23 protein-coding genes are annotated in these 24,211 nt (G+C 61.4%); 12 read left to right on the forward strand and 11 right to left on the reverse strand.

Annotated features, from left to right (window positions below; genetic code table 11):
• Positions 1-6: 6 nt before the first annotated feature.
• On the reverse strand, positions 7-588 hold the full coding sequence (locus PQR67_RS10700; RefSeq protein ID WP_408458051.1) for a hypothetical protein: 582 nt from the start codon (positions 586-588) through the stop codon (positions 7-9).
• A gap of 351 nt (positions 589-939) precedes the next feature.
• Here PQR67_RS10700 and PQR67_RS10705 point away from each other — a divergent pair, with 351 nt between their 5' ends.
• From PQR67_RS10705 to PQR67_RS10715, 3 genes are all read left to right on the forward strand, one after another.
• The gene (locus tag PQR67_RS10705) at positions 940-1,347 is read left to right on the forward strand and encodes an HrpB1 family type III secretion system apparatus protein (protein ID WP_408458053.1); all 408 of its coding nucleotides are present in this window, start codon (positions 940-942) and stop codon (positions 1,345-1,347) included.
• Positions 1,348-2,159: 812 nt separating this feature from the next.
• On the forward strand, positions 2,160-3,323 hold the full coding sequence (locus PQR67_RS10710; protein WP_408458055.1) for a porin: 1,164 nt from the start codon (positions 2,160-2,162) through the stop codon (positions 3,321-3,323).
• Positions 3,324-3,645: 322 nt separating this feature from the next.
• Complete coding sequence (locus PQR67_RS10715; RefSeq protein ID WP_408458058.1) at positions 3,646-3,999, forward strand: transposase; 354 nt, start codon at positions 3,646-3,648, stop codon at positions 3,997-3,999.
• A 137-nt stretch (positions 4,000-4,136) separates the two neighbouring features.
• On the opposite strand, the gene PQR67_RS10720 is transcribed toward PQR67_RS10715, so the two are convergent.
• Positions 4,137-5,696 carry a methyl-accepting chemotaxis protein gene (locus PQR67_RS10720; protein WP_408458060.1) on the reverse strand — a complete coding sequence of 520 codons (1,560 nt, stop codon included), beginning with the start codon at positions 5,694-5,696 and terminating at the stop codon, positions 4,137-4,139.
• A 313-nt stretch (positions 5,697-6,009) separates the two neighbouring features.
• The gene (locus PQR67_RS10725) at positions 6,010-6,756 is read right to left on the reverse strand and encodes a Crp/Fnr family transcriptional regulator (protein ID WP_408458062.1); all 747 of its coding nucleotides are present in this window, start codon (positions 6,754-6,756) and stop codon (positions 6,010-6,012) included.
• 158 nt (positions 6,757-6,914) lie between these two features.
• On the opposite strand from PQR67_RS10725, the gene PQR67_RS10730 reads away from it, so the two are divergent.
• Positions 6,915-8,546, forward strand: coding sequence for an acyl-CoA synthetase (locus PQR67_RS10730; protein ID WP_408458065.1), 1,632 nt, complete (start codon positions 6,915-6,917; stop codon positions 8,544-8,546).
• 98 nt (positions 8,547-8,644) lie between these two features.
• Here PQR67_RS10730 and PQR67_RS10735 read toward each other — a convergent pair whose 3' ends face one another.
• The 3 genes from PQR67_RS10735 to PQR67_RS10745 all read right to left on the reverse strand — a co-directional run bounded on the left by PQR67_RS10735 (position 8,645) and on the right by PQR67_RS10745 (position 10,288).
• A complete protein-coding gene (locus PQR67_RS10735) occupies positions 8,645-8,869 on the reverse strand; it encodes a hypothetical protein (RefSeq protein WP_093635010.1) in 225 nt (74 codons plus the stop codon).
• A gap of 286 nt (positions 8,870-9,155) precedes the next feature.
• Positions 9,156-9,359 carry a cold-shock protein gene (locus PQR67_RS10740; RefSeq protein ID WP_012428559.1) on the reverse strand — a complete coding sequence of 68 codons (204 nt, stop codon included), beginning with the start codon at positions 9,357-9,359 and terminating at the stop codon, positions 9,156-9,158.
• A 293-nt stretch (positions 9,360-9,652) separates the two neighbouring features.
• Positions 9,653-10,288, reverse strand: a complete 636-nt coding sequence (locus tag PQR67_RS10745; RefSeq protein ID WP_408458067.1) for a LysE family translocator — start codon at positions 10,286-10,288, stop codon at positions 9,653-9,655.
• 332 nt (positions 10,289-10,620) lie between these two features.
• Between PQR67_RS10745 and PQR67_RS10750 the strand changes: the two genes are divergently transcribed.
• Positions 10,621-10,884 (forward strand): H-NS family nucleoid-associated regulatory protein, encoded by a 264-nt coding sequence (locus tag PQR67_RS10750; RefSeq protein ID WP_408458069.1) that lies wholly within the window; start codon positions 10,621-10,623, stop codon positions 10,882-10,884.
• Between the two features lie 116 nt (positions 10,885-11,000).
• Here PQR67_RS10750 and pcaG read toward each other — a convergent pair whose 3' ends face one another.
• Together pcaG and pcaH are read right to left on the reverse strand one after the other, a co-directional pair.
• Positions 11,001-11,588 carry a protocatechuate 3,4-dioxygenase subunit alpha gene (gene pcaG, locus PQR67_RS10755; RefSeq protein ID WP_408458071.1) on the reverse strand — a complete coding sequence of 196 codons (588 nt, stop codon included), beginning with the start codon at positions 11,586-11,588 and terminating at the stop codon, positions 11,001-11,003.
• 3 nt (positions 11,589-11,591) lie between these two features.
• Entirely contained in the window at positions 11,592-12,296 is a 705-nt protein-coding gene (pcaH, locus tag PQR67_RS10760) for a protocatechuate 3,4-dioxygenase subunit beta (protein ID WP_408458075.1), read from the reverse strand.
• 107 nt (positions 12,297-12,403) lie between these two features.
• Between pcaH and pcaQ the strand changes: the two genes are divergently transcribed.
• Together pcaQ and PQR67_RS10770 are read left to right on the forward strand one after the other, a co-directional pair.
• A complete protein-coding gene (gene pcaQ / locus PQR67_RS10765) occupies positions 12,404-13,402 on the forward strand; it encodes a pca operon transcription factor PcaQ (protein ID WP_408458077.1) in 999 nt (332 codons plus the stop codon).
• 293 nt (positions 13,403-13,695) lie between these two features.
• Positions 13,696-14,829, forward strand: a complete 1,134-nt coding sequence (locus tag PQR67_RS10770; RefSeq protein ID WP_408458080.1) for a 4-hydroxyphenylpyruvate dioxygenase family protein — start codon at positions 13,696-13,698, stop codon at positions 14,827-14,829.
• A gap of 42 nt (positions 14,830-14,871) precedes the next feature.
• Here PQR67_RS10770 and PQR67_RS10775 read toward each other — a convergent pair whose 3' ends face one another.
• Positions 14,872-15,804 carry a LysR substrate-binding domain-containing protein gene (locus PQR67_RS10775; RefSeq protein ID WP_408458082.1) on the reverse strand — a complete coding sequence of 311 codons (933 nt, stop codon included), beginning with the start codon at positions 15,802-15,804 and terminating at the stop codon, positions 14,872-14,874.
• Positions 15,805-15,974: 170 nt separating this feature from the next.
• On the opposite strand from PQR67_RS10775, the gene PQR67_RS10780 reads away from it, so the two are divergent.
• On the forward strand, positions 15,975-17,012 hold the full coding sequence (locus PQR67_RS10780) for a DUF1338 domain-containing protein (protein ID WP_408458085.1): 1,038 nt from the start codon (positions 15,975-15,977) through the stop codon (positions 17,010-17,012).
• Positions 17,013-17,064: 52 nt separating this feature from the next.
• Entirely contained in the window at positions 17,065-20,088 is a 3,024-nt protein-coding gene (locus PQR67_RS10785) for an FAD-binding and (Fe-S)-binding domain-containing protein (RefSeq protein WP_408458088.1), read from the forward strand.
• Positions 20,089-20,141: 53 nt separating this feature from the next.
• Here the strand turns inward: PQR67_RS10785 and PQR67_RS10790 are convergent, their stop codons facing one another.
• Both PQR67_RS10790 and PQR67_RS10795 read right to left on the reverse strand, forming a co-directional pair.
• Positions 20,142-20,780 carry a helix-turn-helix domain-containing protein gene (locus PQR67_RS10790; protein WP_408458091.1) on the reverse strand — a complete coding sequence of 213 codons (639 nt, stop codon included), beginning with the start codon at positions 20,778-20,780 and terminating at the stop codon, positions 20,142-20,144.
• Positions 20,781-21,014: 234 nt separating this feature from the next.
• A complete protein-coding gene (locus PQR67_RS10795) occupies positions 21,015-21,809 on the reverse strand; it encodes an AraC family transcriptional regulator (RefSeq protein ID WP_408458094.1) in 795 nt (264 codons plus the stop codon).
• A 156-nt stretch (positions 21,810-21,965) separates the two neighbouring features.
• Here PQR67_RS10795 and PQR67_RS10800 point away from each other — a divergent pair, with 156 nt between their 5' ends.
• The 3 genes from PQR67_RS10800 to ppnP all read left to right on the forward strand — a co-directional run bounded on the left by PQR67_RS10800 (position 21,966) and on the right by ppnP (position 24,126).
• Positions 21,966-22,787 carry an alpha/beta fold hydrolase gene (locus tag PQR67_RS10800; protein WP_408458097.1) on the forward strand — a complete coding sequence of 274 codons (822 nt, stop codon included), beginning with the start codon at positions 21,966-21,968 and terminating at the stop codon, positions 22,785-22,787.
• Positions 22,788-22,897: 110 nt separating this feature from the next.
• Positions 22,898-23,602, forward strand: coding sequence for a hypothetical protein (locus PQR67_RS10805; RefSeq protein ID WP_408458100.1), 705 nt, complete (start codon positions 22,898-22,900; stop codon positions 23,600-23,602).
• Between the two features lie 203 nt (positions 23,603-23,805).
• Complete coding sequence (gene ppnP / locus PQR67_RS10810; RefSeq protein WP_408458103.1) at positions 23,806-24,126, forward strand: pyrimidine/purine nucleoside phosphorylase; 321 nt, start codon at positions 23,806-23,808, stop codon at positions 24,124-24,126.
• Positions 24,127-24,211: the final 85 nt, after the last annotated feature.

Here is a 24,211-nt window from a genome sequence, read left to right on the forward strand (position 1 = left end):
GAGCGATCAGAAATCGTTTTGCTGATTCAGGTCACCGTCGCTCACCGTGACTTGCGAGGACGAGAACGTGACGTTGCCGCCGTCGCCTTTGGTTCCTTGCACCGGGCCGCCGGAGGCCAACAGTTGAAACGGATTTTTACCGCCGGTTTCCAGCCGGTTGATTTCATCCGTGGCGCCGGAGTTGAGCGAGACGCTGCCATCGGCCCCGATGACGCCCACCGAATTGCCGCTGCCGTTGTAGAGGGTGCCGTCCGGGCCTTCCTTCAGGTGCAAGGCTTCACCGCCGGCTCCCGAGTTGATCTTGACGTCGCGGAAACCTTGTTGGCCATCGCCTTGGCCTTGAGTCAAACCTTGTCCTGGGTTGCCACCCTTGTTCATATAGCTGCTCGGGTCGAACGGGTTGTTTTGAGCGCCGTTCGAACCGGAGCTATTGCTGCCCATTTCGGAAAATAACTGTTCGATATCCGAAATGAGCTGTTGTTCTTCTGCGTTGTTCGATCCGCCGCTGGACTGGGAACCGTTGAAGTTCATGTTGTACATCGACGAATCGCTGTTCATGAACTGTGACGTAATCGCATTGGAGGCCATGGTTTTCTCTCAGGTTGGACATGCGGATGTTGGGGGAATCGGTGAGGTCGCAGGCGCGCGCCCATCCAGCAAAAAGGGTATGGGATTGAGAGGGTGGCACGTGTCGGGATGCGAAGTGAGGTGCCGTAACGCGAATCTCCGGTGTGCGATCGATGTGCAGCGAACGGCTCGTGGACTTTTTGCCCGGATGTATGGACCGGGGACATGGCTGACAGATGTGCGGGGACATGGTTGACACTTCGCTTTGCTGGGCAGTCTTTCGTGTTCGCGGGGCGAAGTGCGGGCCCCGCTGGGACAATGAAAGGTCGCGTGCGGACGAAGGCTGGGCAGCGCATATCGCGAGGACGAAACATGACGGACATTCAATGCAGTCCGAAGGTGCTCGGCGTGTTGCTGTCGATCTTCGGCGCGGGGCTCAAAGTCGATGCGCGCGCCGACCTGGAGGACCTGCTGCTTGCCCTGCGTTTGCTGCACCCCAAACCATCCGCGGTCGATATCTGCGAGGTCCGGTTGCTTGTCAATTCGCGCAAGTGGATCGAAGCGCTGCGCCTGCTTATTCAAATCGAAGAGCACGAGCCGGGTTCGCCGGCCATCCTCGCGCTGCAGGGCTGGTGCCTCTACGTTCTGGGCGATAAGGACTGGCGTCGCTGCGTGGCTTCGGTTCTGCGCAGCGGCGACTCGACCGGGATTGCCATCGCCGCGAGGTTTCTGGAGGTCAGCGGCGAGTCGGTCGCGGAACGGATAGCCGAGGTGCTGTGAGGCGCCTGGCGCAAGTAGCGGATCCCGGCGACTGACAGGTTCATGGCGAGCCCAATGCGCGACGGCCGGAGATTAGGGAAACTCCGTGTAAAAAATGTGCGCGGCGATGCCGTTAATTAGATACGGAAGGTAGTTCGATCTATGCCGTCCGCTTTCGGCACGGGCTTTTTGTCACGCGGCGGTCGGCGCCGCAGCACACCTCCGGGCAATGCCCGTGCTGAAGGCTTCATTTCGCTTTACTCCGTTTCACTTCATCAAGCCAGGCGGCGACCCGCGACCCGCTTTAATCATGGCTAAATACAGTCGTCATTCCTCGGCGATTCAGCGGTGTTAAATCGGCGACTGTATTAAATCAATTAAGTTCCCACTTTTTTAAAATAAATTTACGCCGCACCGGGTTGAACCTATTTCAATTGCCTGATTTTCGGGCAATCAGATGTCTCTCATTTTCTAACGTTCCGACCCGATTACGTCGCGCATATTAAATGCTGTTGCATACACACAACTTTAATATTGATATGTTGCGGACGAATTCTGTCCAGAGCAGGTGCGGCACAGCTCGTATTTTGCGATAAATGTCTGAAAGATAAAGACTTAATGCCTGCTCCGGTTCGATTGTTGCGGATTCTGAAAAATCCTGTTGTGTAAATTGCGGGCGTCCCTACTAGGGTCTCCCCCTACACTCACGCTTCGTTTAAAGGGTGCCCGGCTGATCCGACATGGTTCGGCGAACAGGGCGGCAGCGCGTGCTGGTTGCGTTGCTGAGGCAGGTCCCGCTCCCCGCGTAAATTTATCGAACTGGAGTCCCACGCATGAAAAAGAGTCTCATCGTTGTTGCGGTTGCCGCATCGTTCGCATCCGTCGCTCACGCACAAAGCAGCGTGACCCTGTATGGTCTGCTGGACGCAGGCCTGACGTACACCAGCAACGCCGCTCCCGCCAACGGCGTCGGCCACGGCAACGCAAAGTGGGCAGCAGGCAGCGGCGGCATCAACCAAAGCATGTTCGGTCTGCGTGGTTCGGAAGATCTGGGCGGCGGTCTGAAGGCAATCTTCACGTTGGAAAGCGGCTTCAACATCAACAACGGCAAGTTCGCTAACAACAACGGCATGTTCAACCGTCAAGCGTTTGTCGGTCTGTCGAGCGCGCAATTCGGTACGGTCACGCTGGGTCGTCAATACGACGCAGCACAAGACTACCTGGCACCGCTGACGGCAACGGGCAGCTGGGGCGGTACGTACTTCGCTCACCCGTTCAACAACGACAACCTGAGCACGAACGGCGGCTACGCAGTCAACAACTCGATCAAGTACTCGAGCGCTAACTACGCAGGCTTCACGTTCGGCGGCACGTACGGCTTCTCGAACCAGGCTGGCGCATTCGCAAACAACCGCGAATACAGCGTTGGTGCTGCATACCAGTTCCAAGGTCTGCGTTTGGGCGCGGCTTACGCACAGCAGAACAACCCGGCTGCAAACGTGAGCGGCGCTTCGGATGGCGTGCTGGCTAACACCTCGGGCGTCATCACGGGCAACTTCCGTCAACGTGAGTTCGGCGCGGCTGCTGCGTACTCGTTCGGCCCGGCTACCGTCGGTGCTGCATTCACGCAATCGCGTATCGACAACCTGGTTGGCGCAGCAGTTGGCCAACGTCAAGGTCGTTCGAACAACTACGAAGTCAACGGCAAGTACAACCTGACGCCGGCTATGGCTCTGGGCGTTGCTTACACGTTCACCGACGCACGTGGCTACGGTGTCAACTCTGCTGGCAACGACATGAAGACCCGTTACCACCAGATCGGCCTGCAAGCTGACTACTCGCTGTCGCGTCGTACGGACGTCTACGCTCAAGCCGTGTACCAGCACGCAATGGGTGACGGCGGTGTTGCTTCGATCTACAGCGGCGACAACACTGTCCCGGCATCGTCGTCGAAGAACCAGACGGCTGCTACGGTCGGTCTGCGTCACCGCTTCTAAGACCGCCTCCAGGCTTCAGCAGAAGAAGCTGGTTGTTGCAAAAAAGGTGCCGTTCGCGGCACCTTTTTTTATGGGCGCGCCACTTTGGTGGCCCACGCCTCGCGTGAATGCCTGGCGCGCCGACGATAGACCACCATGCTCGCCGCACCACTAACCCGTTGGCGCGATAACGTATTGCGATTCCTGACAATTGCACACACAAGTCTGACAATAATTGACTTTCTTGAGGGCGTGCTTGGGGTAGTCTGAAAAACGATTGATTTATAGACTTCTTTTTCGCGGCGACGCTGGCACGTGTGCTGCAGGTGCGCGTTCTTACTGCATGGATACTCCCCCTTCAAACCCACCGGCCCGTTCGCCGGCCGTTCAAGACCTCACCGACGAGCAATGGCATCGCATCGTGCCGCTCCTGCCTGAAATGAAAGATCTCGGGCCGCGGCGTGGCCGCCCCAGCATCGACATTCGTTGCGTGGTGAATAGCGTGCTGTGGGTGCTGCACACGGGCAAGCCGTGGCACGCGATGCCCGAGCGGTATGCGCCGTATCAGACTGCGCATCGCTACTATCTGCGCTGGAAGAATTCAGGTGTGCTGTCGAACATCGCCTTTGCGCTTTTCGACACCGATGCGATGCTGGCGCGGCCTGTCACTCGCCGGGGCTATCCGCGCACTGCGTAGCAGTGCCAAGAGCAGGCCCAGAGCAGGTCCCGTATGCAAAAAACAGAAAAGGCCGTTGCCCGGCAGGTGGACAACGGCCTTTCTTATCGGCTGCGTTGATGAACCATGTCAAGCGGCTGAGTGAGCATACCGCTCGATCACGCCTGCGGTTCGACCTTGAACACCGCAACGGCATGTCGCAGACGTTCGGTCTGCTCATCGAGCGACCCTGCCGCGGCCGCCGCTTGCTCGACTAGCGCGGCGTTGCGCTGTGTCACATCGTCCATCTGACGGATCGCGAGATTGACTTCGCCGATGCCCGAACTCTGCTCTTTCGAGGCCGCCGAAATCTCGTTCATGATCGCCGTCACGCGGCGCACGGCGTCGACTACTTCGCCGATCGTGCTGCCGGCCTTGCCTGCCAGCGTGGAACCCTCGCCGACCTGCGCGACGGACTGCTGGATCAGCACTTTGATCTCTTTGGCCGCCGTCGCGCTGCGCTGCGCGAGATTGCGTACTTCGCCCGCGACGACCGCGAAGCCACGGCCTTCTTCGCCGGCGCGCGCTGCTTCCACCGCCGCGTTCAGCGCCAGAATATTGGTCTGAAACGCGATCCCTTCGATCACGCTGATGATCTCGCCGATCTTGCGTGAACTATCGGTGATTCCAGCCATTTTCTCGACCACGTCGTTGACGACCTGACCGCCGCGCGCGGCAATAGTCGATGCATCCGTCGCGAGTTCCGACGCGGTCGCCGCATTGTCGGCGTTCTGCGTGACGGTCTTGGTGAGCTCGTCCATGCTGGCGGCGGTTTGCTGCAACGAGGCCGCCTGTTCTTCGGTGCGGCTCGAGAGATCCAGGTTGCCCGCGGCGATTTCTTTCGAGGCGACCGTGATCGTCTCGGCAGAGGTCTTGATCCGCGCGATGGTGGCAGCCAGTTGATTGCGCATCTCACGCAGGGAGAACAGCAGGCTCGACGTGTCGTCGCGCCGCAGGTCGATGTGAGTGGCGAGATCGCCGCGTGCAATCTGCGTGGCAATCGCCGCCGCCCGTGAAGGCTCTCCGCCGATCGAACGCGATACGTTGCGCACCACGCGCGAGGCCACGAACGACACCACAACACCCAGCAGCACCAGCATGCCGGCCGAGCGCGCGAGGGTTGCGTAGAACTGCGTCTGGATGTCGTCCATGTAGGCACCGGCGATAAAGTCCCAGTTCCACGGACCGAAACGCTTCACATAGCCGATCTTTTCGCTTGGCGCCGTCTCGCCGGGTTTCGGCCACCAGTAGCGCAGATAGCCCGCGCCACCCGCCGATCCGCCCGCCTGCGCGATGTCGTGATACAGCGCGTTGCCTTTGGCATCGCGGAAACTGCTCATGTCCTTGCCATTGAGCTTGGGGCTCATGGGGTGAGCGACCATGACCGAGTCGCTGCGCACGATTGTCACGTAGCCCGATGTGCCATAACGCTGTGCGTTGATGCGGGCGATGGCCTGCTGTTTGGCCTCGTCGACTGGAAGTTTGCCCGTGTCGGCCTGCTTCGCGTAGTCCGCAACGATCGATACCGCCATGTCGGTGACGTCGGCCAGGTCCGCACGCCGCGCCTCCATTTGGGCGTTGCGTGCATCGAACGCGTTCACCACGGTAACGATCAGGAGCGCTGCCCAGCAAAGCAGTATCGGCACCCACAATTTCTGTTTTAGTGTCAGACGGTTCATTATCGGCTTCGACAATACGTTGAACTCGGAATAGGGAGAGGCTGCAATCTGCGTTGCATAGTCGGCATAACGGCCATCGCGATGGATTCTTTATTGCGGCGTCCGAAATTCCTGCGCTGAAAGTGAATGTTCGGGCTGAGTCGGCCGATGAAAAGCGGGGAAATGCCGCGGAAAATCGGGGAAAGTGGAGTCAAACCCGCAGAAAATCACGGGAAGCGACGGGAAGCGACGGGAAGCGACGGGAAGCGACGGGAAGCGACGGGGGCTACGGGCACGCCGAGGCAGCCAACCGCGCGCACTCGCACTCGTTGCCCTAGATCTGCTCCTGCCCAAACGCCCCCAGGCGTTCGAGGTCCAACACGTCGATCTGGTTGTACGAGAGGCGCAAAATCTGCAGTTTTTCGAGGTTTTGCAGCGCCTGGTTGATCCGTTGGCGCGACACGCCAGCCAGCAGGCCGACTTCTTCCTGTGAGATGGCCAGCGTGCGCCCGGTGTCGGGATAGAGGTCGGGATTGAACAGTTGCGCGAGCGACTGGGCGACGCGTGCGTCGACGTCCAGCAGGCGGCTATTCTGGATCGTCGCGATGAATTCGCCCATGCGGTTGTTCAACTGCCTGATCACGAAGCCGGTGAACGGCAGACTCGATTCCAGCAGTGCATGGAACGTCTGCGACGGCACGAACATCACGAGCGAAGGCTGAATGGCGGCCACGTCGTATTTGCGCAATTCGCGTTTGATTACGCTGCCTTCGCCGAACCAGCCGCCGGGCGGCACGCCCGAGAGCGTGCAACTGCGTCCCGAGGCGTTGTAGATGGCGAGTTTGATGAGTCCGGAATAGACGCCGATCCAGTAATCAGACGGCTCCTGGCGGCGCGCGATCCATGCGCCTCCTTCCAGATGTTCCGCGTACGCGCTGGCAAGGACCATGGCCTGATGCTCGGCGGCGAGTGCTCTGAACCAGGCACAGGTGCCGAACAACCGTGGCAGATCGGCGCGCGGGACCCGTTCAGGCCGATGCGAGGGGGCGTCTGCGAGGACGGAGAGCGAAGCGTCATCCATAAGCGGCTAGCGGGGCCTAGGCGGGTGAAACCGGTTGAGGTGGGCCAGGGCGTGCCACTCTGTCATTTGAATGACAGACAGTTCACCATGACAGTTGTTAGGCTAGTCCATCAATCAGAAAAATTGACGGCGCGGCCAGCGCCTCAGGAGACAAAGCGATGAAGCACATGTTCGAAGACGGCCTGCAGCGGCGCGAGGCCAATTATGTCCCGCTGACGCCCATCGATTGCATCGTACGCGCAGCGGAAGTCTACGGTGAGCGGCTGGCGGTCGTCCATGGGGAGATTCGCCAAAACTGGCGCGAAACCTACCGGCGCGCTCGGCGCCTGGCCAGTGCGTTGCGGCAGGCCGGTATCGAACGCGGCGACACGGTTGCCGCGCTATTGCCGAATATTCCTCCGATGATAGAGGCGCATTTCGGCGTACCGATGGCCGGGGCTGTGCTCAATACGCTGAATACACGGCTCGACGTATCGTCGCTGCTGTTCATGCTGCGCCATGGCGAGGCGAAGGCGCTGATCGTGGATACGGAGTACAGCGAATTCGCGCACCGCGCGGCGCTGGAATTTCCCGGTCTGCGCGTGATCAGCGTGGCCGATGCAATGCCTGCCGACGCAGACAAGTTCATCCGCGCAACCGACTATGAAGCGTTCCTGCAAAGCGGCGACCCCGAGTTCGCATGGACCTTGCCTGCCGACGAGTGGGACGCTATCGCGCTGAACTACACCTCGGGCACGACCGGCGACCCGAAGGGCGTGGTCTACCACCATCGCGGTGCTTATCTGAACGCGCTCAGCAATATCCTCGAATGGGATATGCCCAGGCATGCGGTTTATCTATGGACCTTGCCGCTTTTTCACTGCAACGGCTGGTGTTTCCCGTGGACTGTCGCCGCGCGTGCCGGCGTGAACGTCTGTCTACGCAAATTCGACGCGAAGACGGTGTTCGAACTGATTCGCCGCGAAGGCATCACGCATTATTGCGGCGCACCGATCGTGCAAAGCGCGCTTGCGAATGCACCCGCCGAATGGCGCGAAGGCATCACGCATCGCGTGTCGACGATGGTGGCGGGGGCGGCGCCCGCGCCGGCGGTGATCGCCAAGATGAAGGAGATCGGTTTCGATCTGACGCACGTGTACGGGCTTACCGAGACTTATGGCCCGGCCGCGGTCTGCGCGAAACAGGAGGAATGGGACGCGCTCGACGACAACGCGCGCGCCGAAATGAACGCGCGTCAAGGCGTGCGCTACCACCTGCAGGCAGCCGTAACGGTGCTCGATCCGGACACGCTTGCGCCCGTGCCTGACGACGGCGAAACGCTCGGCGAGATCATGTTCCGCGGCAATATCTGCATGAAAGGGTATTTGAAGAACGAGCGCGCCACGCAAGCGTCTTTCCATGGTGGCTGGTTCCATACTGGAGACCTCGGCGTGCGGATGCCTGACGGCTACATTCGCATTCGTGATCGCAGCAAGGACATCATCATTTCGGGCGGCGAGAACATCTCGAGTATCGAGGTCGAAGACACGCTGTACCGTCACCCTGCGGTGTCGGTTGCCGCCGTGGTGGCGATGGCCGATCCGAAGTGGGGTGAGGTACCGTGCGCCTTCGTCGAACTCAAGGAAGGGGCTCAGGTGAGCGCAGAAGAGATCATTGCGCACTGCCGGCTGTTTCTTGCGGGATACAAGTTGCCGAAAGCGGTGCGCTTCGGCGAATTGCCGAAGACGTCGACGGGAAAAATTCAGAAGTTCGAACTGCGCGCGCGGATCAAGGCGGAACAAGCCGGATAGATCGCGCGCGGTAGTCTGGTCTGGCGCGCCGGATGGCGCGCGATGAGTGCTGAACGATGCAAGCGCGGGGTCTTGCGTGCATCAGGTTCGATTCGCGCTTAACCGCGCGTGTCGACCCAGCGGCGTGCCCAGCGTGCCGAGTGCTGCAGTGCCTGTTCTTCGTTCGGGAAGTAGTCGAGCGAATAGAACTGGTAGCGCCCTTCGGTACGCGCGCTGTTAGCGCGTTCGAGCAGCAGGTTGGATGAAAAACTACCGTCGGGCAATCGATGCGCCGAGGGTTTGACGGCATAGCCGTTGTAATGATGAATATGTTTGTTTTGCATTTTATATTTTAATAATATTTGAGTGCGCGCCTGCCGTGCGAGCCGTTGTACGGGTCACGCGGACGAGCCGATTCAAGCCATTGCGAGCCGAATCCAAACGCAGTCGGAAAGCGAAAGAAGGGCGTTGAAGCCAGAGGGGAGAATGAGGTGCAACGAGGCGTTTGGCGCTTAGGCTAGCTGAACAATGTTTGCAGCTAAAAGCGATTGCGCCAACTGTGGGAGACAAAGCTCCGCGAGGATGTCGCTGCAGCCCGATGTCCGTTGCCGGACACCGAGCCCTTCAAACTTACAGCGGCTTGATGTTAGCCGCTTGCAGACCCTTCGGGCCTTGCTTCGTTTCGAAGCTCACCTTCTGATTTTCAGCCAGCGTCTTGAAGCCGTCGCCGCTGATTTCGGAGAAGTGCGCGAACAGGTCGTCGCCGCCCTTGTCCGGGGTGATGAAGCCAAAGCCTTTGCTGTCGTTGAACCACTTAACGGTACCGGTATCCATGAGGAATCCTTGAGTAAAAATAGAAAAATTTGCTCAGCTAGTGAGCGCGTGAAGCATCAAGGAGGGAGAGGACAACGAATACCGCTGAGGAGCGAGACATTGATGAACAGCAATCGAACTTCTTGAACTTCGGATGCCACAGTAACCGCCAGGGTATGCCGGCGTCAACACTTATCTTGTAACTGTTTTGTTATGAACCTGACTTATATACGTTCGGCGCACGGCGATGCGGCCCTCGTTGCTGGCTTGTCGCGTCTCGCGGCACGACAAGCCATTCAAGCGGTGTTTCCGTTTCAGATACCCACTTTATGCGCTGTCAGGATCAGGCGTAATCCGAGCGCCGCCACGGCGCTTGCAGCGACGCGATCGATCCAGGCCTTCCACCGCAGATAGATGTCGCGCGGCCGTTTGCTCGAAAAACACAACGCGACCACGGTGTACCAGCCGGCTTCAATGGCGAAGATCGCAGGGGGCAATGCGAAGTAGCACCACAGCGGCGGATGTTGCGGAAGCAAGGCCGCGAAGATACTGCCGTAGTAGACCGCTGTTTTCGGATTGCTGAGTTGCGTGCTCAAACCAATCCAGAAGGATTTGCGCACATTGGCGGTGGCGGCTTGCGCGGCATCGAACGCGAGCGGTTTAGCGGCGCCGCGCCAGATCTTCGACGCAAGGTAAATCAGATAAAGGCCACCGGCCACTTTCAAGCCGACATATAGCCACTCGACCGTCGCGAGCAACGTGTACAGACCGAGCAAGGCGATACCGCTGAAGAACACGCCGCCGATACCCATGCCCACGGCTGTTGCGAGGCCGTCGCCGCGCGAGAGGCCAATTGAATTGCGGGCAACGATAACGAAGCTCGGTCCGGGACTCATGGCGCCGAGCAGCAGCGCGGCGAGAATGGTGGCGATGGCTGTCGAGGCGGGCATTTTTGTGAGTCTCCTGGAGGCGGCGAGGCGGGCCGTCGGAACGGTGAAACATAGCATGAGAGAGCGGGATTTGGATGCTAGAATCACTTTCCATACGCTAAAGCAGCCTTGGCGCACCAAGGCCGACCGGGCGCGATTCGAGCCGTTTGCCGACGAGTTCCCCTGAATCCAGGATTGGGCATGATTCCAGATGCGAGTTGTCACGCATCGGGAGTAGCGTCGTGACTTCGATTTGCACTCAACCCATCTAATTCACACCGAGGCTTCGCGTTGTTTAGCGGAGCTTTTTGTTTTTCAAACACGAGCATTATCAGCCGCGAAACCGGTACGTTATGAAAGAGCGAGAAGAACAACGGCTGTTCGACCTCGACGGGAATGCGCGTGAGCGCCTGATCGTGTGGATCCGCCGACGCATGGACGACTACGCCATTACGATGGAAGCGCTTGCCGAAGCGATTGAAGCTGACAAAGCGGCGGTCCGTGCCGTGATGTATCGCGACGCTTACGGTAATACGTGGGATGGCCATGGCGACAAACCGGATTGGCTGGCGCGCGCGATCTACGCCGGACAGAACATCGACCATTTCCGCTGCTGAACGCAAAAAAAAGCCCGCGCGGGGCGGGCTTAACTACTCGGAGTTTCGCGATCCAGTCGCTAGACGGATCATCTCCAGTGTATGTGAAAGCCATATGAAAGTATAGAAAATCCACGTCACAGGTCGAAAAACACGGTTTCCTTGTCGCCCTGCATATGGATATCGAACCGGTACACATTGGCCGTATTCGGTTCGCGACGCGCGATCAGTGTGCTACGCCGGTCCGCTGGAATTGCTGCCAGCACGGCATCCTTTTCGTTAGCTTCGGCTTCGTCCTCGAAATAGACCCGCGTGAAGGTGTGCAGGAGCATGCCGCGCATCGTCACGACCACGTTCAGATGCGGCGCCTCGTCCGGGCTTGCGCGGCCGGGCTTCACCGTTTCAACGACAAAACGCTTCTGTGGATCGGTTCCCGTACCCACGCGGGCGAAACCACGGAAGCCCGTCTTCAGGGCTTCCTCGCGTGATTCCGGGTAGTGGCCTTGCGCGTCCACTTGTGAGATTTCCAGCATTGCGTCGCCGATTACCTGGCCGTCGCCGTCGAATACCTGACCGACGATCGTGACGTGCTCACCGGCCGCCTCACGGTCGGCCAGAACCGGCGTAAACAGGCTCTTGAAGTCGAAGTCGTATTGCTGCGGGCACAGACCATAGGCGAAGTACGGTCCAACCGTTTGCGAAGGCGTTTGCTTGAAGGTCGTCATGGCTTAGCGCTCCATCGGAGTTTCGTTGCGGCCGCGCAGCACGATGTCGAAGTCGTAGCCGAGCGCGTAGGCCTCTTGCGTCGTATCGAGCGAGAAGTTTGCAATCAGGCGGTCGCGCGCGTGCTCGGGCGTCCCCTGGAAAATCGGGTCGAAGGCCAGCAGCGGGTCGCCCGGGAAGTACATCTGCGTCACGAGGCGTGAGCCGAAATAGTCGCCGAACAGCGAGAAGTGAATATGGTTCGGGCGCCACGCGTTCGGGTGATTGCCCCAAGGGTAGGCGCCCGGTTTGATCGTCAGAAAGCGGTAACGGCCTTCGTTATCCGTGATGCAGCGGCCGGCGCCGAGAAAGTTCGGGTCGAGCGGTGCGTCGTGCTGATCGTTCTTGTGCACATAACGGCCCGCTGCATTGGCTTGCCAGATCTCAACGAGCGTATTGCGCACCGGACGGCCGCCTTCGTCGAGCACGCGGCCCGTCACGATGATGCGTTCGCCGAGCGGCTCGCCATTGCGCACCGCATTGCGCGTCAGATCGTGATCGAGCGCGCCGAGGTCTTCGGTGCCGTAGACCGGCACGCGCTGATCGCGCAGTTTTTCCTTCAGAGGAATCAGCGGACGCGTCGGGCCGCGTTTGACCGAAGAGCCGTAGCCGGGATAGACGTAGGCGGGATGGGACGCGAAATCGCGCGCGGTGAGAGAGGACTCGTCCATTAGTGTCTCCTTCGGATAATTGTGGGATACGACGTATAGAGCGACTTTATCTAACCTGAGAGGTTATGCAAAATGACGTTTTCGCCCTTTTCGTATAACCTGTCGTTATGCAACGCAGCCTCGCGGACAGCCGCGTCAAATTCCGTCATCTCCAGTGCTTTCTGGCCGTCGCACAGTTCGGCAGCGTGCAGCGGGCCGCCGAAAGCCTGTCCGTTACGCAGCCCGCCGTCTCCAAGACGGTGGCCGAACTCGAAGCGATTCTCGGCGTGAAGCTGTTCGAGCGCGGCCGCCACGGCGCTGTGCCGACCCGCGAGGGGCAGCTCTTCATGCCGCATGCGAGCGCCTGCGTCAGTGCGTTGCGACAGGGCGTCGACCTGCTGGCGCGCGCTGAAGGCGCGGCCGCCGCGACGGTGGAAATCGGCATTCTGCCAACCGTTGCGGTTGCGCTGGTGCCGCCGGTGCTGAAGCAGTTTGCCGCGCTTTGGCCGCGCGTAATCGTGCGCCTTGCCACGGGCGCCAACCCCGAATTGCTCGAACGCCTGAAGGCCGGCACGATCGAATTCGCGATCGGACGTCTGGCAGACCCGGAAAGGATGGTCGGGCTCAGCTTCGAGCAGCTTTTCAGCGAGCCGTTGATTGCCGTGGTGCGCGCCGGGCATCCGCTGGCGCGCGTGGCAGGTTTGCCGGCCACGTCGCTGGAGGATTTTCCGGTGGTGCTGCCGCCGTTCGGCACGTTGATCCGGCAATCGGCTGAAAGCCTGTTGAGCGCGTGGGGCGTGCCGCCGCTGTCGGGATTTGTCGAGGTGCTGTCGGTGTCCACAGGGCGCGCTTTGACGCTGGAGAACGACGCGGTGTGGTTCGTGCCGTTGAGCGCCGTCGACTATGAGCTGGCGCATGGGATGCTGGTGCGTTTGCCCTTGCCGTTCGCGGGCACCGGCGAACCCGTGGGGTTGATCCGGCGCTCGGACACGCAGCCGTCGCCAGTGGGCCGGGCCCTTATCGATGCGGTGCGCGAAGTCGCGCGGCAGCGCATGGCGGCTGCCGCCGGCAAGCCTGCAGCCAGGCGCGCGGCGAGGCGCGGCCGCGGCGGAGCGCCCGTGACCTGACGCATGCTGCGCGGGAGCCGCGAGAAACGCAGGCGATGCACGTTCGGGTCACGCCGTGAGCCGATTCGCCGCTTGTGAACCATCTGGTACAAAATGAGGGTTGCGAACGCCCCGCTACCCGGTGTACAAACACGGTGCAAAAGCCGTCGTGGGCCGCAATGCCGCAATGCCGCAATGTCGCGACGTACCGCGCACGCGGTGTCACACTGGGAGTGGACGGCGGCTTGCACCAGACAGCAGAAACATCACGAACACCCGGAACGCTGTACGAAAATCCGTACAAGGAGATTGCCATGCCCAGCGACCTGTCCACGCCAGACGCCGCGCTACGCGCCGTGTCGGCGCCAGAGCACAATCCGCTCGGCACCGCCGGCCTCGAATTCGTGGAATTCGCTTCGCGCGAGCCGAAGGTGCTCGGCGAGACTTTCACGAAACTCGGCTTCAAGGCGATTGCTCGCCATATCAGCAAAGACGTGACGCTGTATCGCCAGGGCGAGATGCATTTCCTGATCAACGCCGAGCCGGATTCGTTCGCCGAACGCTACGCGGAGGAATACGGCGCGGGCATCTGCGCGATCGGCATTCGCGTGGCCAACGCGCAACGCGCCTTCGACCGCGCGATCGAACTCGGCGCATGGGCGTTCGAAGGTGAACGCATCGGCGCGGGCGAACTGCAGATTCCGGCGATCCAGGGCATCGGCGATTCGCACATCTATTTCGTCGACCGTTGGCGCGGCCGTGGCGGCCAGCGCGGCGGGGTGGGCGACATCTCGATCTTCGATATCGACTTTCGTCCAATCGAGATCGATACCGCGCAGGCCGATCTGAATCACGCGGGCACCGGTCTCGTTGCGGTCGATCATTTGACGCAAACGGTCGGCGAGGGCCGGATGCAGGAGTGGCTCGATTTTTACCGCGACCTGCTCAACTTCCGTGAGATTCACGAGCTGCACGCGAACTGGCATGTGTCGGCGGAATCGCGCGTCATGGTGTCGCCGTGCGGCGCGATCCGCGTGCCTTTGTACGAAGAGGGCACGCGCCGCACGAATCTGATGCACGAGTATCTGCCGGATCACCCGGGCGAAGGCGTGCAGCACATCGCGCTCGCCACCGACGATATCTTTGCGTGCGTTGAGCAACTCCTCGCGAACGGCGTCGAATTCGTCGAGCCGCCGCCGCGCTATTACGACCACCTGGATACGCGCCTGCCGGGCCATGGGCTCGATGTCGAGCGGCTCAGGCGCACGCATGTTCTGGTGGATGGCGAGATCGGCGCCGACGGCGTGCCGTTGCTGTTCTTTCAAACCTTTGTGCGACGCGGTGCTGGCGAAATCTTCTTTGAGATCGTGCAGCGGCAAGGGCACCACGGCTTCGGTGAAGGCAATCTGAGCGCGTTGGCGCAGGCACGCGAGCAAGCGGGCGCGTAGCGCCCGCCATCTGCGACCTGCTACCTGCCGTCTGGTGCTGAATCAATCCGTATCGGGATTGCTGGCTAGTTCGGGATTCATCGCGCTATATGCCGCCGCTTCCCGCAGCAGCCACTCGCGAAAGCTCGTGAGCGGTTTGCCGTGGCTCAACTCGGTCGGATAGACGAGGTAATACGCCGAGTCGGCGACCGCGGGCATGTCGAGCGGTATCACGAGTCCGAGCTGGTCGAGTTGTGCATCGACGAAAAAACGCGGCACGAGCGCAATGCCGAGGCCTGCCGCCGCGGCGCTGATCAGCATGGTGTGGAGTTCGTAGCGCACACCCTGCATCGTCCGGTTATCGTCGACACCTAGACCGGCGAACCACGATGCCCAGCCGTCCGGCCGGGTGGTGGAATGCAGCAGCGGGTAGTCCAGCAGATCGGCCGCGGCCCCGACTGGGCGCGTCAGCAGACTCGCCGCACACACCGGCACGACTTCCTCGCTGAACAGAAAATCCGCCGAAGTGCCGGGCCAGGTCGGTTTGCCGTAGTGAATCGCCGCTTCGAAATGGGTATCGGCAAACGGGAAGGTGCCGGTGCGCACGCCCATATTGACTCGCACATCTGGATACTGCGCGTTGAATGCCGCCAGCCGCGGAATCAGCCATTGCGAGGCGAAAGTGGGCAGCACCGCCAGTTCCAGATACCCCCCACCGCTGCCGTGCGCAATGATCGACAGCGTGTCGCGGTCCAGTTGTTCCAGCGAGCGCCGCACCTGCGCGCTATACACCTTGCCCGCCTTGGTCAGCACCACGCGCTGCTTGACGCGCACGAACAGCCGCACGCCGAGATTGCTCTCCAGCGTATTGATCTGCCGGGACACCGCGCTCTCGGTGAGGAAGAGTTCGCGTGCCGCATGCGTGAAGCTCTCGTGCCGCGCGGCGGCTTCGAAAGCGAGCAGCGCACCCATGTTGGGGATCTTGAACTTTCGCACGTTGATTCCAAAAACGCATCAAGTGGCGATTTTATCTCGCTTTACGGCAGCGCTGCGGATTTGAATAATCTCGCATCCAACGATGCCGCGCTTTGCGCCCAGAAGCTGCGCCGACAGGCCACCTTCAGACACCCGCAAGCGTCCCCACCGCCGCCCCGCCCGGAACCGATATGCGAAACATCAAGAATGCGAATGTCGAACAATTGCTGCTGAAACTACTCGGCGCCGAGAAAACCGCCAGATTGTTCGCGACGTTGAACCATCCGCGGATTCTTGACGAATGGGAGGACGGCACCGTCACGCGCGCCGAGCTGGCGCAGGCGATGAACATGGCGCTCTTCGAAGATCTGCTGGCGCGCTCGGCGAATGGCCGCCAGTACACCGAGGAGACGATCGCCGCGGGCGGCAGCGTCTATTTCGACCACGGCGCATTGCGCACCGTGCGCTGGGCCGGCAGCGGCGCGTTGCCGCCGGGCGAAGCGGCGTTCGCGCGTATCCTGCGGCCACTCGGCTTCAGCATCAACGGCCGTTATCCGCTCGACCGTCTCGGCATGACGGGCCGCGCCTGGGCGCATGACGACGCCGCCGATGAAATCGCGCAGTTCTTCGTCAGCGAATTGCATCCGGAGCGGTTTTCGGCGGCATTCCAGCAGGCGGTAACCAACGTGATCGGCGCCTCGCGCGATCCGTTGACGCCGCAAGCCGCCGGCCAGTTGTGGGAGCTCGAACGCGAAGGCGTGCTGCCGCTCGAGGCGGCGCATGCGCTGCTGCCGGTGATCGTCGGTGCATTCGCACGTCAGCACGAGACGCCACGCGAAGCCGATTACGCAGTATTGTTGAACGAGTCGGCGGAAATGGCATGGATCGCGACCGAAGGGAACGCCTTCAATCACGCCACCGATCGCGTCGCGGACGTGTTCCAGCTTTCCGACGACGAAAAGGCGAAAGGGCGGCCGATGAAGCCGGAAGTCGAACGCTCGCGTTCTGGCCGCGTGTTTCAGACCGCGTACCGTGCGGATGTCGTGCGGCGCGAATTCCGCGCGGCTGACGGCAGCATCGTGACGCGCGAGGTGCCGGGCTCGTTCTACGAGTTCATCACGCGCAAGCGGACCTTCGATCAGGACGCGCGCCGCTGGGAAACGGACCTGCGTTTCGACGCGGGCAACGCGCAGGGCATCTTCAAGATGACCGCGAGCCAGGCTGCGTGATGCGCGGCTCAGGGCATGGCGCAGGCGTTGGATACAAGACGTGAGGGACGCGGTGGGAACGTCATTGGATGAAGAACAGGGCGCGGGCGTGAATGCTTCGTTGAGCGCCGTGGCCGATAGCGCCTTGAAAGCGTCGCGGGTTGCCAGGCCCTTTCAAGGGACTGCCGTTGTGCTGCAGGCACTTGAAACCGATCTGCGTCGCAATGTGCGCGGCGAAGTGCGCTTCGATCAGGGCTCGAAAGCGCTGTATGCCTCGGATGCGTCGAACTATCGGCAAGTTCCGCTTGCCGTGGTCGTGCCTGCGGACGTCGACGATCTGGTGGAAACGCTTGCCGCGTGCCGCCGCAATGACGTGCCCTTCCTGCCGCGCGGCGGCGGCACCTCGCAGAACGGCCAATGCGTGAACGTCGCGGTGGTGGCCGATGCCAGCAAGTATGTGAACCGCGTTGTGTCGGTCGATCCGGTAGCGGGCATCGCGCTCGTCGAGCCGGGCGTGGTTTGCGACACCTTGCGCGATGCCGCGGAAAAGCACGGCCTGACCTTCGCTCCCGATCCGGCGACGCACAGCCGCTGTACGCTCGGCGGCATGATCGCCAACAACTCGTGCGGCGCGCATTCGGTGATGGCCGGCAAGACGGTCGAGAACGTCGAGGCGCTGGAAATCGCGACCTTCGATGGCGCGCGTTTCTGGGTCGGCCCGACCTCTGACGACGAACTCGAGCGCATCATTGCGGCAGGCGGGCGCCAGGGCGAAATTTACGCCGCGCTCAAGCGGCTGCGCGACACCTACGCCGATCAGATCCGTGCGAAATTCCCTCAGATCAAGCGGCGCGTGTCGGGCTTCAACCTCGATCAACTGCTGCCGGAAAACGGCTTCAACGTCGCACGTGCGCTGGTCGGCACCGAAGGCACGTGCGCCGTGACCCTGCAGGCAAAAGTGCGGCTCGTGAAGAGTCCGGCGCAACGCGTGATCGTCGTGGTTGGCTTTACCGACATCTACACCGCTGCCGATGCTGTGCCGCATTTCATGCGTTGCGGGCCGATCGCGGTCGAAGGGCTCGACCGCGCGATCATTCGGGGTTTGCAGGCGCGCGGGTTGAAGAAGGACGAGATCGCGTTGCTCCCGCAAGGCGATGCATGGGTCGTGCTCGAATTCGGCGCCGATACGCAAGGCGACGCGGTGCGTCAGGCGCAAACCGCAGCGGCGTATTTTTCGTCGGGCGAAGCGGGGCCGAATGTGTCCGCGATGCTCGTCGAGGATCGCGCGTTGCAGGCGAAGGTATGGTCGATCCGCGAGACGGGGGCCTCGGCGGTGGCCTTGTCGGTGGAGACGGGCACGCCCGATCCGGTGGTCGGCTGGGAAGATGCGGCGGTTGATCCGCTGCGTCTTGGCGATTATCTGCGCGCGTTTCAGGCGCTGGTGGATCGTTACGGCTACGAGACGAGTCTGTACGGCCATTTCGGCGACGGTTGCGTGCACGCTCGCATTACTTTCGATCTGCGCAGCGTGGAAGGCGTCGCGACGTGGCGCAAGTTCTTGCGCGAAGCGGCACAACTGGTGGTCGAATTCGGTGGCTCGCTGTCGGGAGAACACGGCGACGGCCAGGCCAAGGCTGAGTTCCTGCCGATCATGTATGGCCCCGAACTGATGCAGGCGATGGAGCAGTTCAAGGCGATCTGGGACCCGGCCAATCGATTGAATCCTGGCAAGGTCGTGCATGCGTATCGCGCCGATGAGAATCTGCGTATGGGGCCGGCGTACAAACCCGTGACCCTGCAAACGAAGCTCACGTTCGCGAGCCAGCAAGGGGATGGTTTTCAGCGCGAGATCGAGCGATGCATCGGCATGGGAAAGTGCCGCTCGCTCGAAGGCGGCACGATGTGCCCGAGCTATCGCGCCACACGCGAAGAGAAGTATTCGACGCGCGGCCGCGCGCATCTGTTCTGGGAAATGCTGCAAGGCGACGTGCTCACCGATGGCTGGCAAAGCCGCGAAGTGAAGGAGGCGCTCGATACTTGCCTCGCATGCAAGGGCTGCAAATCCGATTGCCCGACGCATACGGATATGGCTTCGTACAAAGCGGAGTTTCTTTCGCATTACTACGAGACGAATCGTCGACCGCGCCAGGCGCTGTTCATGGGGCGGATTGGCGAATGGGCGCCGTGGGCGGCGAGGTTTCCGCGGTTGACGAATTTTATGACGTCGGCGCCGGGTTTGGCTGCGGTTGGGAAATGGGCTGCCGGGGTGGCGCAAGCACGGGAATTGCCGAAGTTTGCTACGCAGACTTATCGGCAGATTGCGCGACGATCGCTTAAGACTGAGGGTGACACTCGCGTTCGTGCTGGTGGTGAGGTGAAGAAAGTCATCTTGTGGGTCGATACCTTCAACGACCACTTTACGCCTGAGATCGCGCAGGCCGCTGCCGATGTGCTGACGCAAATGGGTTGGCACGTCGTGCTGCCAAAGAACCGCTTGTGTTGCGGACGTCCGCTCTATGACTTTGGTTTGCTCGACCGTGCGCGCGAGTTGCTGAGCACGATTCTCGACGACCTCGGTGACGATATTGCCGAGGGTGTGCCACTGGTCGGTCTCGAACCCGGTTGCCTGTCGGTGTTCAAGGATGAGTTGCTCAAGCAGCTCCCCGGTCACGCGTTAGCGAAGCAGTTGTCGGCGCAAACTTTTCTGTTCTCCGATTTCGTCGCGCGTCAGCCGTTCGAATGGCCGACACTTGCCGCCGACGTGATCGTGCACGGGCATTGTCATCAGAAGGCGCTGTTCGGCATGCAAGGCGACACCGCGCTGCTGAACAAGCTCGGCGTGAGATGGAAACTGCTCGATACGGGATGCTGCGGGATGGCGGGATCGTTCGGCTTCAACGACAAGCATCACGCACTTTCAGAAAAGATCGGCGAAGACAGGCTGTTTCCTGCTGTGCGTGCTGCGACCGCTGCGAATGCGGAAACGATCGTGTTGACCAACGGCTTCAGTTGCCGTGAGCAGATCGCGCAGGGGACCGGGCGTCATGCGATGCATATCGCGCAGTTGGCGCAGCGGGCATTGGCGGCGCGCCGTTAAAGTGCGGTAGCGTCGGCGTTGATACGCGCTGTGGCCTGCGCCGAACGCTGTCGTTATTTTTTCGCCGGTTCTGCCGTGGCCGTGGCAGAAGTCTGCGGAATGTCGGCGCTGGTCGCCATCCACAACACTTCGGCGTCTTCTTCGCTGGTGGAGACCGCGGCGTGGCCGGTGCGGCTGTCGAAGTAAAGGCTGTCTCCGGCGTTCAGATGGGTCGGCGCGTACAGCTCGGAATACAGGCAGACGCTGCCGCTAATCACGTACAGAAATTCTTCGCCCTCGTGACGGCCCCAGTCATCGAACGCGTCCAGCGTGTGTGCCGAGATGCGGATACGAAACGGCAACATCGCTTTGTGCGCCAGATCCGTGGCGAGTAACTCCATCTGATAGCCACGGTACGCGTGGCGCTGACCTTCGTTCTTGCGGGTCAACGCGCGGCGGCCGTTGGCGCTAACTTTAGGTGTCGAGCCAAAGAGCTCGCCGATCTCGATCTTCAGGCCGAGCACGATTTTCTGCAGGACGTCGAAAGTCGGGGACATCAGGCCGTTTTCGACTTTGGACAGCGTAGAGCGGGAGACGCCGCAGAGGCGGCTCGCGGTTTCCAGCGTCAAGTCCTGCGCCTGGCGGGCGGCGCGAACGCGTCGACCGAGGTCGGTCGTGGATGGGTCGGCGGATTTGGTGAGGTGGGTGTCCATGGGGTGTGGCTCAAATGCGCGCCTTGGCGAGGCGTCAGGTGTTTCCGATCATAACATTTGGGTGAGTGGCGGCGGCATGGGGCGTTTCGGCGGGGCGTGCCCATTAACTTTTCTCATCGGAAACGAACGTGCGCGGAGCGCTACGCATGACAGTCCAGGTGCCTTGTGTGCCTCGGTGCCGGTGACCATCGCGATCTGCCGCGCAGGCGCTCGCGGCGTGATGCTCGGACCTGCCTATTGTTTTACCGGGTAAGAGCGAGCTTCCACGTATTGGCTCGGCGTTTCGCCCAGCGCACGGCGGAAGGCGGCCGCGAACGCGCTAGGACTCGCATACCCGAGGTCGAGTGCTACCTGGGTCACCGGCTTGCCCAGGCTCAGGCGTTCGATTGCCGCCAGCAGGCAGACCTGCTGGCGCCACGCCCCGAAACTGACGCCAGACTGCGTGCGGAACAGGCGCGTGAAGGTCCGCCGACTCATCCCGGCTTCGGCGGCGACGGCATCCAGATCAGTGGCGATCGACGGCGCCGCGAATAGACGCCGGCACACGCGCGCAAGACGCGGATCCGCGGGCAACGGCGCGTTCAATGACAACTGCGGCGCGGCCGCAATCTCGGCGACCAGCAGGGCCATCAGTTTGCCGGCGCGTCCACCGGCGTCGTACAGGGGCGGCAGATCGATTGCCTCGTCGAGCAGTTGTTTGAGCAGCGGCGACACCCCATACACGCTGCACTGAGTGGGTAGTCCTTCCGCTCGTACCGTCTCGATCGAGACGAACGTGTTCACCATGGTGACCGCACCGCTCATCGTCATTTCATGCTCGACGCCCGCGGGGACCCAGCACGCCCGCTGCGGCGGCACGAGCCAGTTGCCCGCCGGCGTGGCGAGACTGATTGCGCCACGAGAGGCGAACGCGAATTGCCCGCGCCGATGCGAATGCGAGGGAAACGTGAAGCCGGCGGGATAGTCGTTCGCGGTCACAACGACGCTACGGGGAATGTCCTCGTAGGGATCGATCAGGGTATTGCGCATGGCTCGAATTCTACAGTTTTTGACCCGATACCGAAGGCGGGCCGCTCCGTTCATCTTTACGATGCAACGCATGCCTGTCGAACACCGCGTTTCAATGCGTTGAAGGCACGCCGGCCACGCTAGCCGGTTCAATTGTTCCTTCGTTTCGGAGTCGAGATGCGCAATACATTCCATCGGGTGGGCCACGGCCCGCACGCCGTCCTTGTGCTGCATGGCTGGTTCGGTGACGCGCACGCGTTCGAGCCGATCGAGGCATGGCTATCGCGGGACAGGTTCAGCTACGTCTTCATGGACTACCGTGGATACGGTGGCATGAAGGAAGTCTGCGGCGAATACACGATCGACGAAATCGCCGCCGACACGCTTGCACTGGCCGACGCGCTTGGATTTCGTACGTTCAGCCTGATAGGTCATTCAATGGGCGGCATGGCGATCGAAAAGATCGCGGCGTGCGCGCCTGAGCGTGTGCGCGCGCTGATTCCGCTAGCGCCCGTACCCTGCGGCGGCATCGCATTCGACGCCGATAAGCGCGCATTGTTCGAAGGCGCCGTCGGCCGGCGGGACCACCGCATGACGATCATCGATCGAAGTACGGGCAATCGCTTGCCCTCGTCGTGGGTCGAATGGAAAGCCGCCTATTCGGAAGCGCATTCATCAAAGCAGGCGTTTGCAGCGTATTTGCGCGCGTGGGCCGATACGGACTTTAGCGATGAAATCGGGGGCGGGCACCCGGTGAAGGTCATCGTCGGAGAGCATGATCCGGTATTCAATCGGAAACTGATGACCGAAACATACCTTCGACGATATCCGCTCGCGACCATCGAGGTCCTGGCGAATGCGGGCCACTATCCGATGAACGAAACGCCGCTCGCACTAGTCGCGGTACTCGAACGGTTTCTTCTCGATCTGGACCTCGACCTCGACGTGGGAAAAGAACGAAGCCTCCATGCGCCAGGATTTCAGAGCGCTTGCTGCTGAGGTCATTGGGACGAACGGTGGTAGTCGGCCGATCTGCGCCGAAGCGGTCCCTCGGAATCGTTACAATCGCGCAGATGAATCAGCCCTCTCAACAGCATCGCGTGCCAGACATGCTGACCTCCTATTTCTGGAGCGGCGAAGCCCTCCGCAGCCGACGCGTGAGCGACATCGTGCTAACAGGGACGGTCGAGGTGCCTGCGCCTCCGGCACGTCTGCTTGCCGATTGGGATCGGGAGATATCGTCGCGCATGGTTCTCGAGCCCGGTGACGTCGAGGTCATGCCTTTGGCGCGCGCACGGATGCGCTGGCCGGACTACACGCGCTGCGTGCAGGCCATCGCCGATTGGGCGGGCGCGCTTGGATTACCCGGGGTGCTTGCTGCCAGCGACGTAGCCCTCATGGCCTGCCGCGGCGCGAGGTATCACCACGATGGCGAGCAATATGGCGGAGCCGCCTTCTGCAATCTTTTCTTGAGCGAGGATAGAGGGTTGGATCTGCATTTCCCCGCTTTGGACCTTCGCATTCCTCTGACCCGAGGCACGGCGGTGGTATTCGATACGTGCCAGCCACATGGCGTCATTCAGCGCCACAGCAGCGGTTTCAAGGTGTCCGACTTCACGCCGGACCAGGATTGGGTCCAGCTATTCCTGACCTGGGAACTTCCCATCGAAGACGCCCACGTCGGGCACGCACTTGAGGTCGCCTTCGATGTCGCCGCTTCGGCCTCGTTGCAACTGGATGCAGAGCAAGTTCGTCTGAACGGCGAACCTGTCAGCGTGTGCCCGGAATCCGGCCGTTGGTGCCGGGTCGACTAGCCGTCACAGGATCACATCGCCCTGCCGCTCCGACAGGGCCGCCATTGCACGAGGGACCCTGACCGGGGCCGTCGGCCGCCTGTATGATGGCGGGCTGGCGCCAAACCGAAAGTCCAAACGCAGGCGATCCGCGCAGATTGCGCACCGCCCGCCGCCACGCGGCGCCAACGCATCCATTCACGATGATCCAGAGGAAGACCGCCATGACGGCCGCAACGCAATTCGATCAGGTTTCTGTTATCAAACGAGCCAACGTCTATTTCGACGGCAAGTGTGTCTCGCACACGGTTCTCTTTGCCGACGGCACGCGCAAGACGCTTGGCGTCATCCTGCCGGGCGCGCTCAATTTCGGCGCCGACGCACCGGAACTCATGGAGGTGCAGGCCGGCCAATGCCGTATCCGCCTCGAAGGCAGCGACGAGTGGAAGACGTATGGCGCGGGCGAGTCGTTCTCGGTGCCGGGCAAGAGCCGCTTCGATATCGACGTGATCGAAACGCTCGACTACGTCTGCAGCTATCTGTAAAGCCGGACCGACGCGCACGGTATCGTCACCGAAAAAATCGTGGCGCTGCTGGATCTGATGCGAGAACGTCTGGGGACCATTCGGC

The organism is Paraburkholderia fungorum (assembly GCF_046026025.1).
Taxonomy (GTDB): Bacteria; Pseudomonadota; Gammaproteobacteria; order Burkholderiales; family Burkholderiaceae; genus Paraburkholderia; species Paraburkholderia fungorum_E.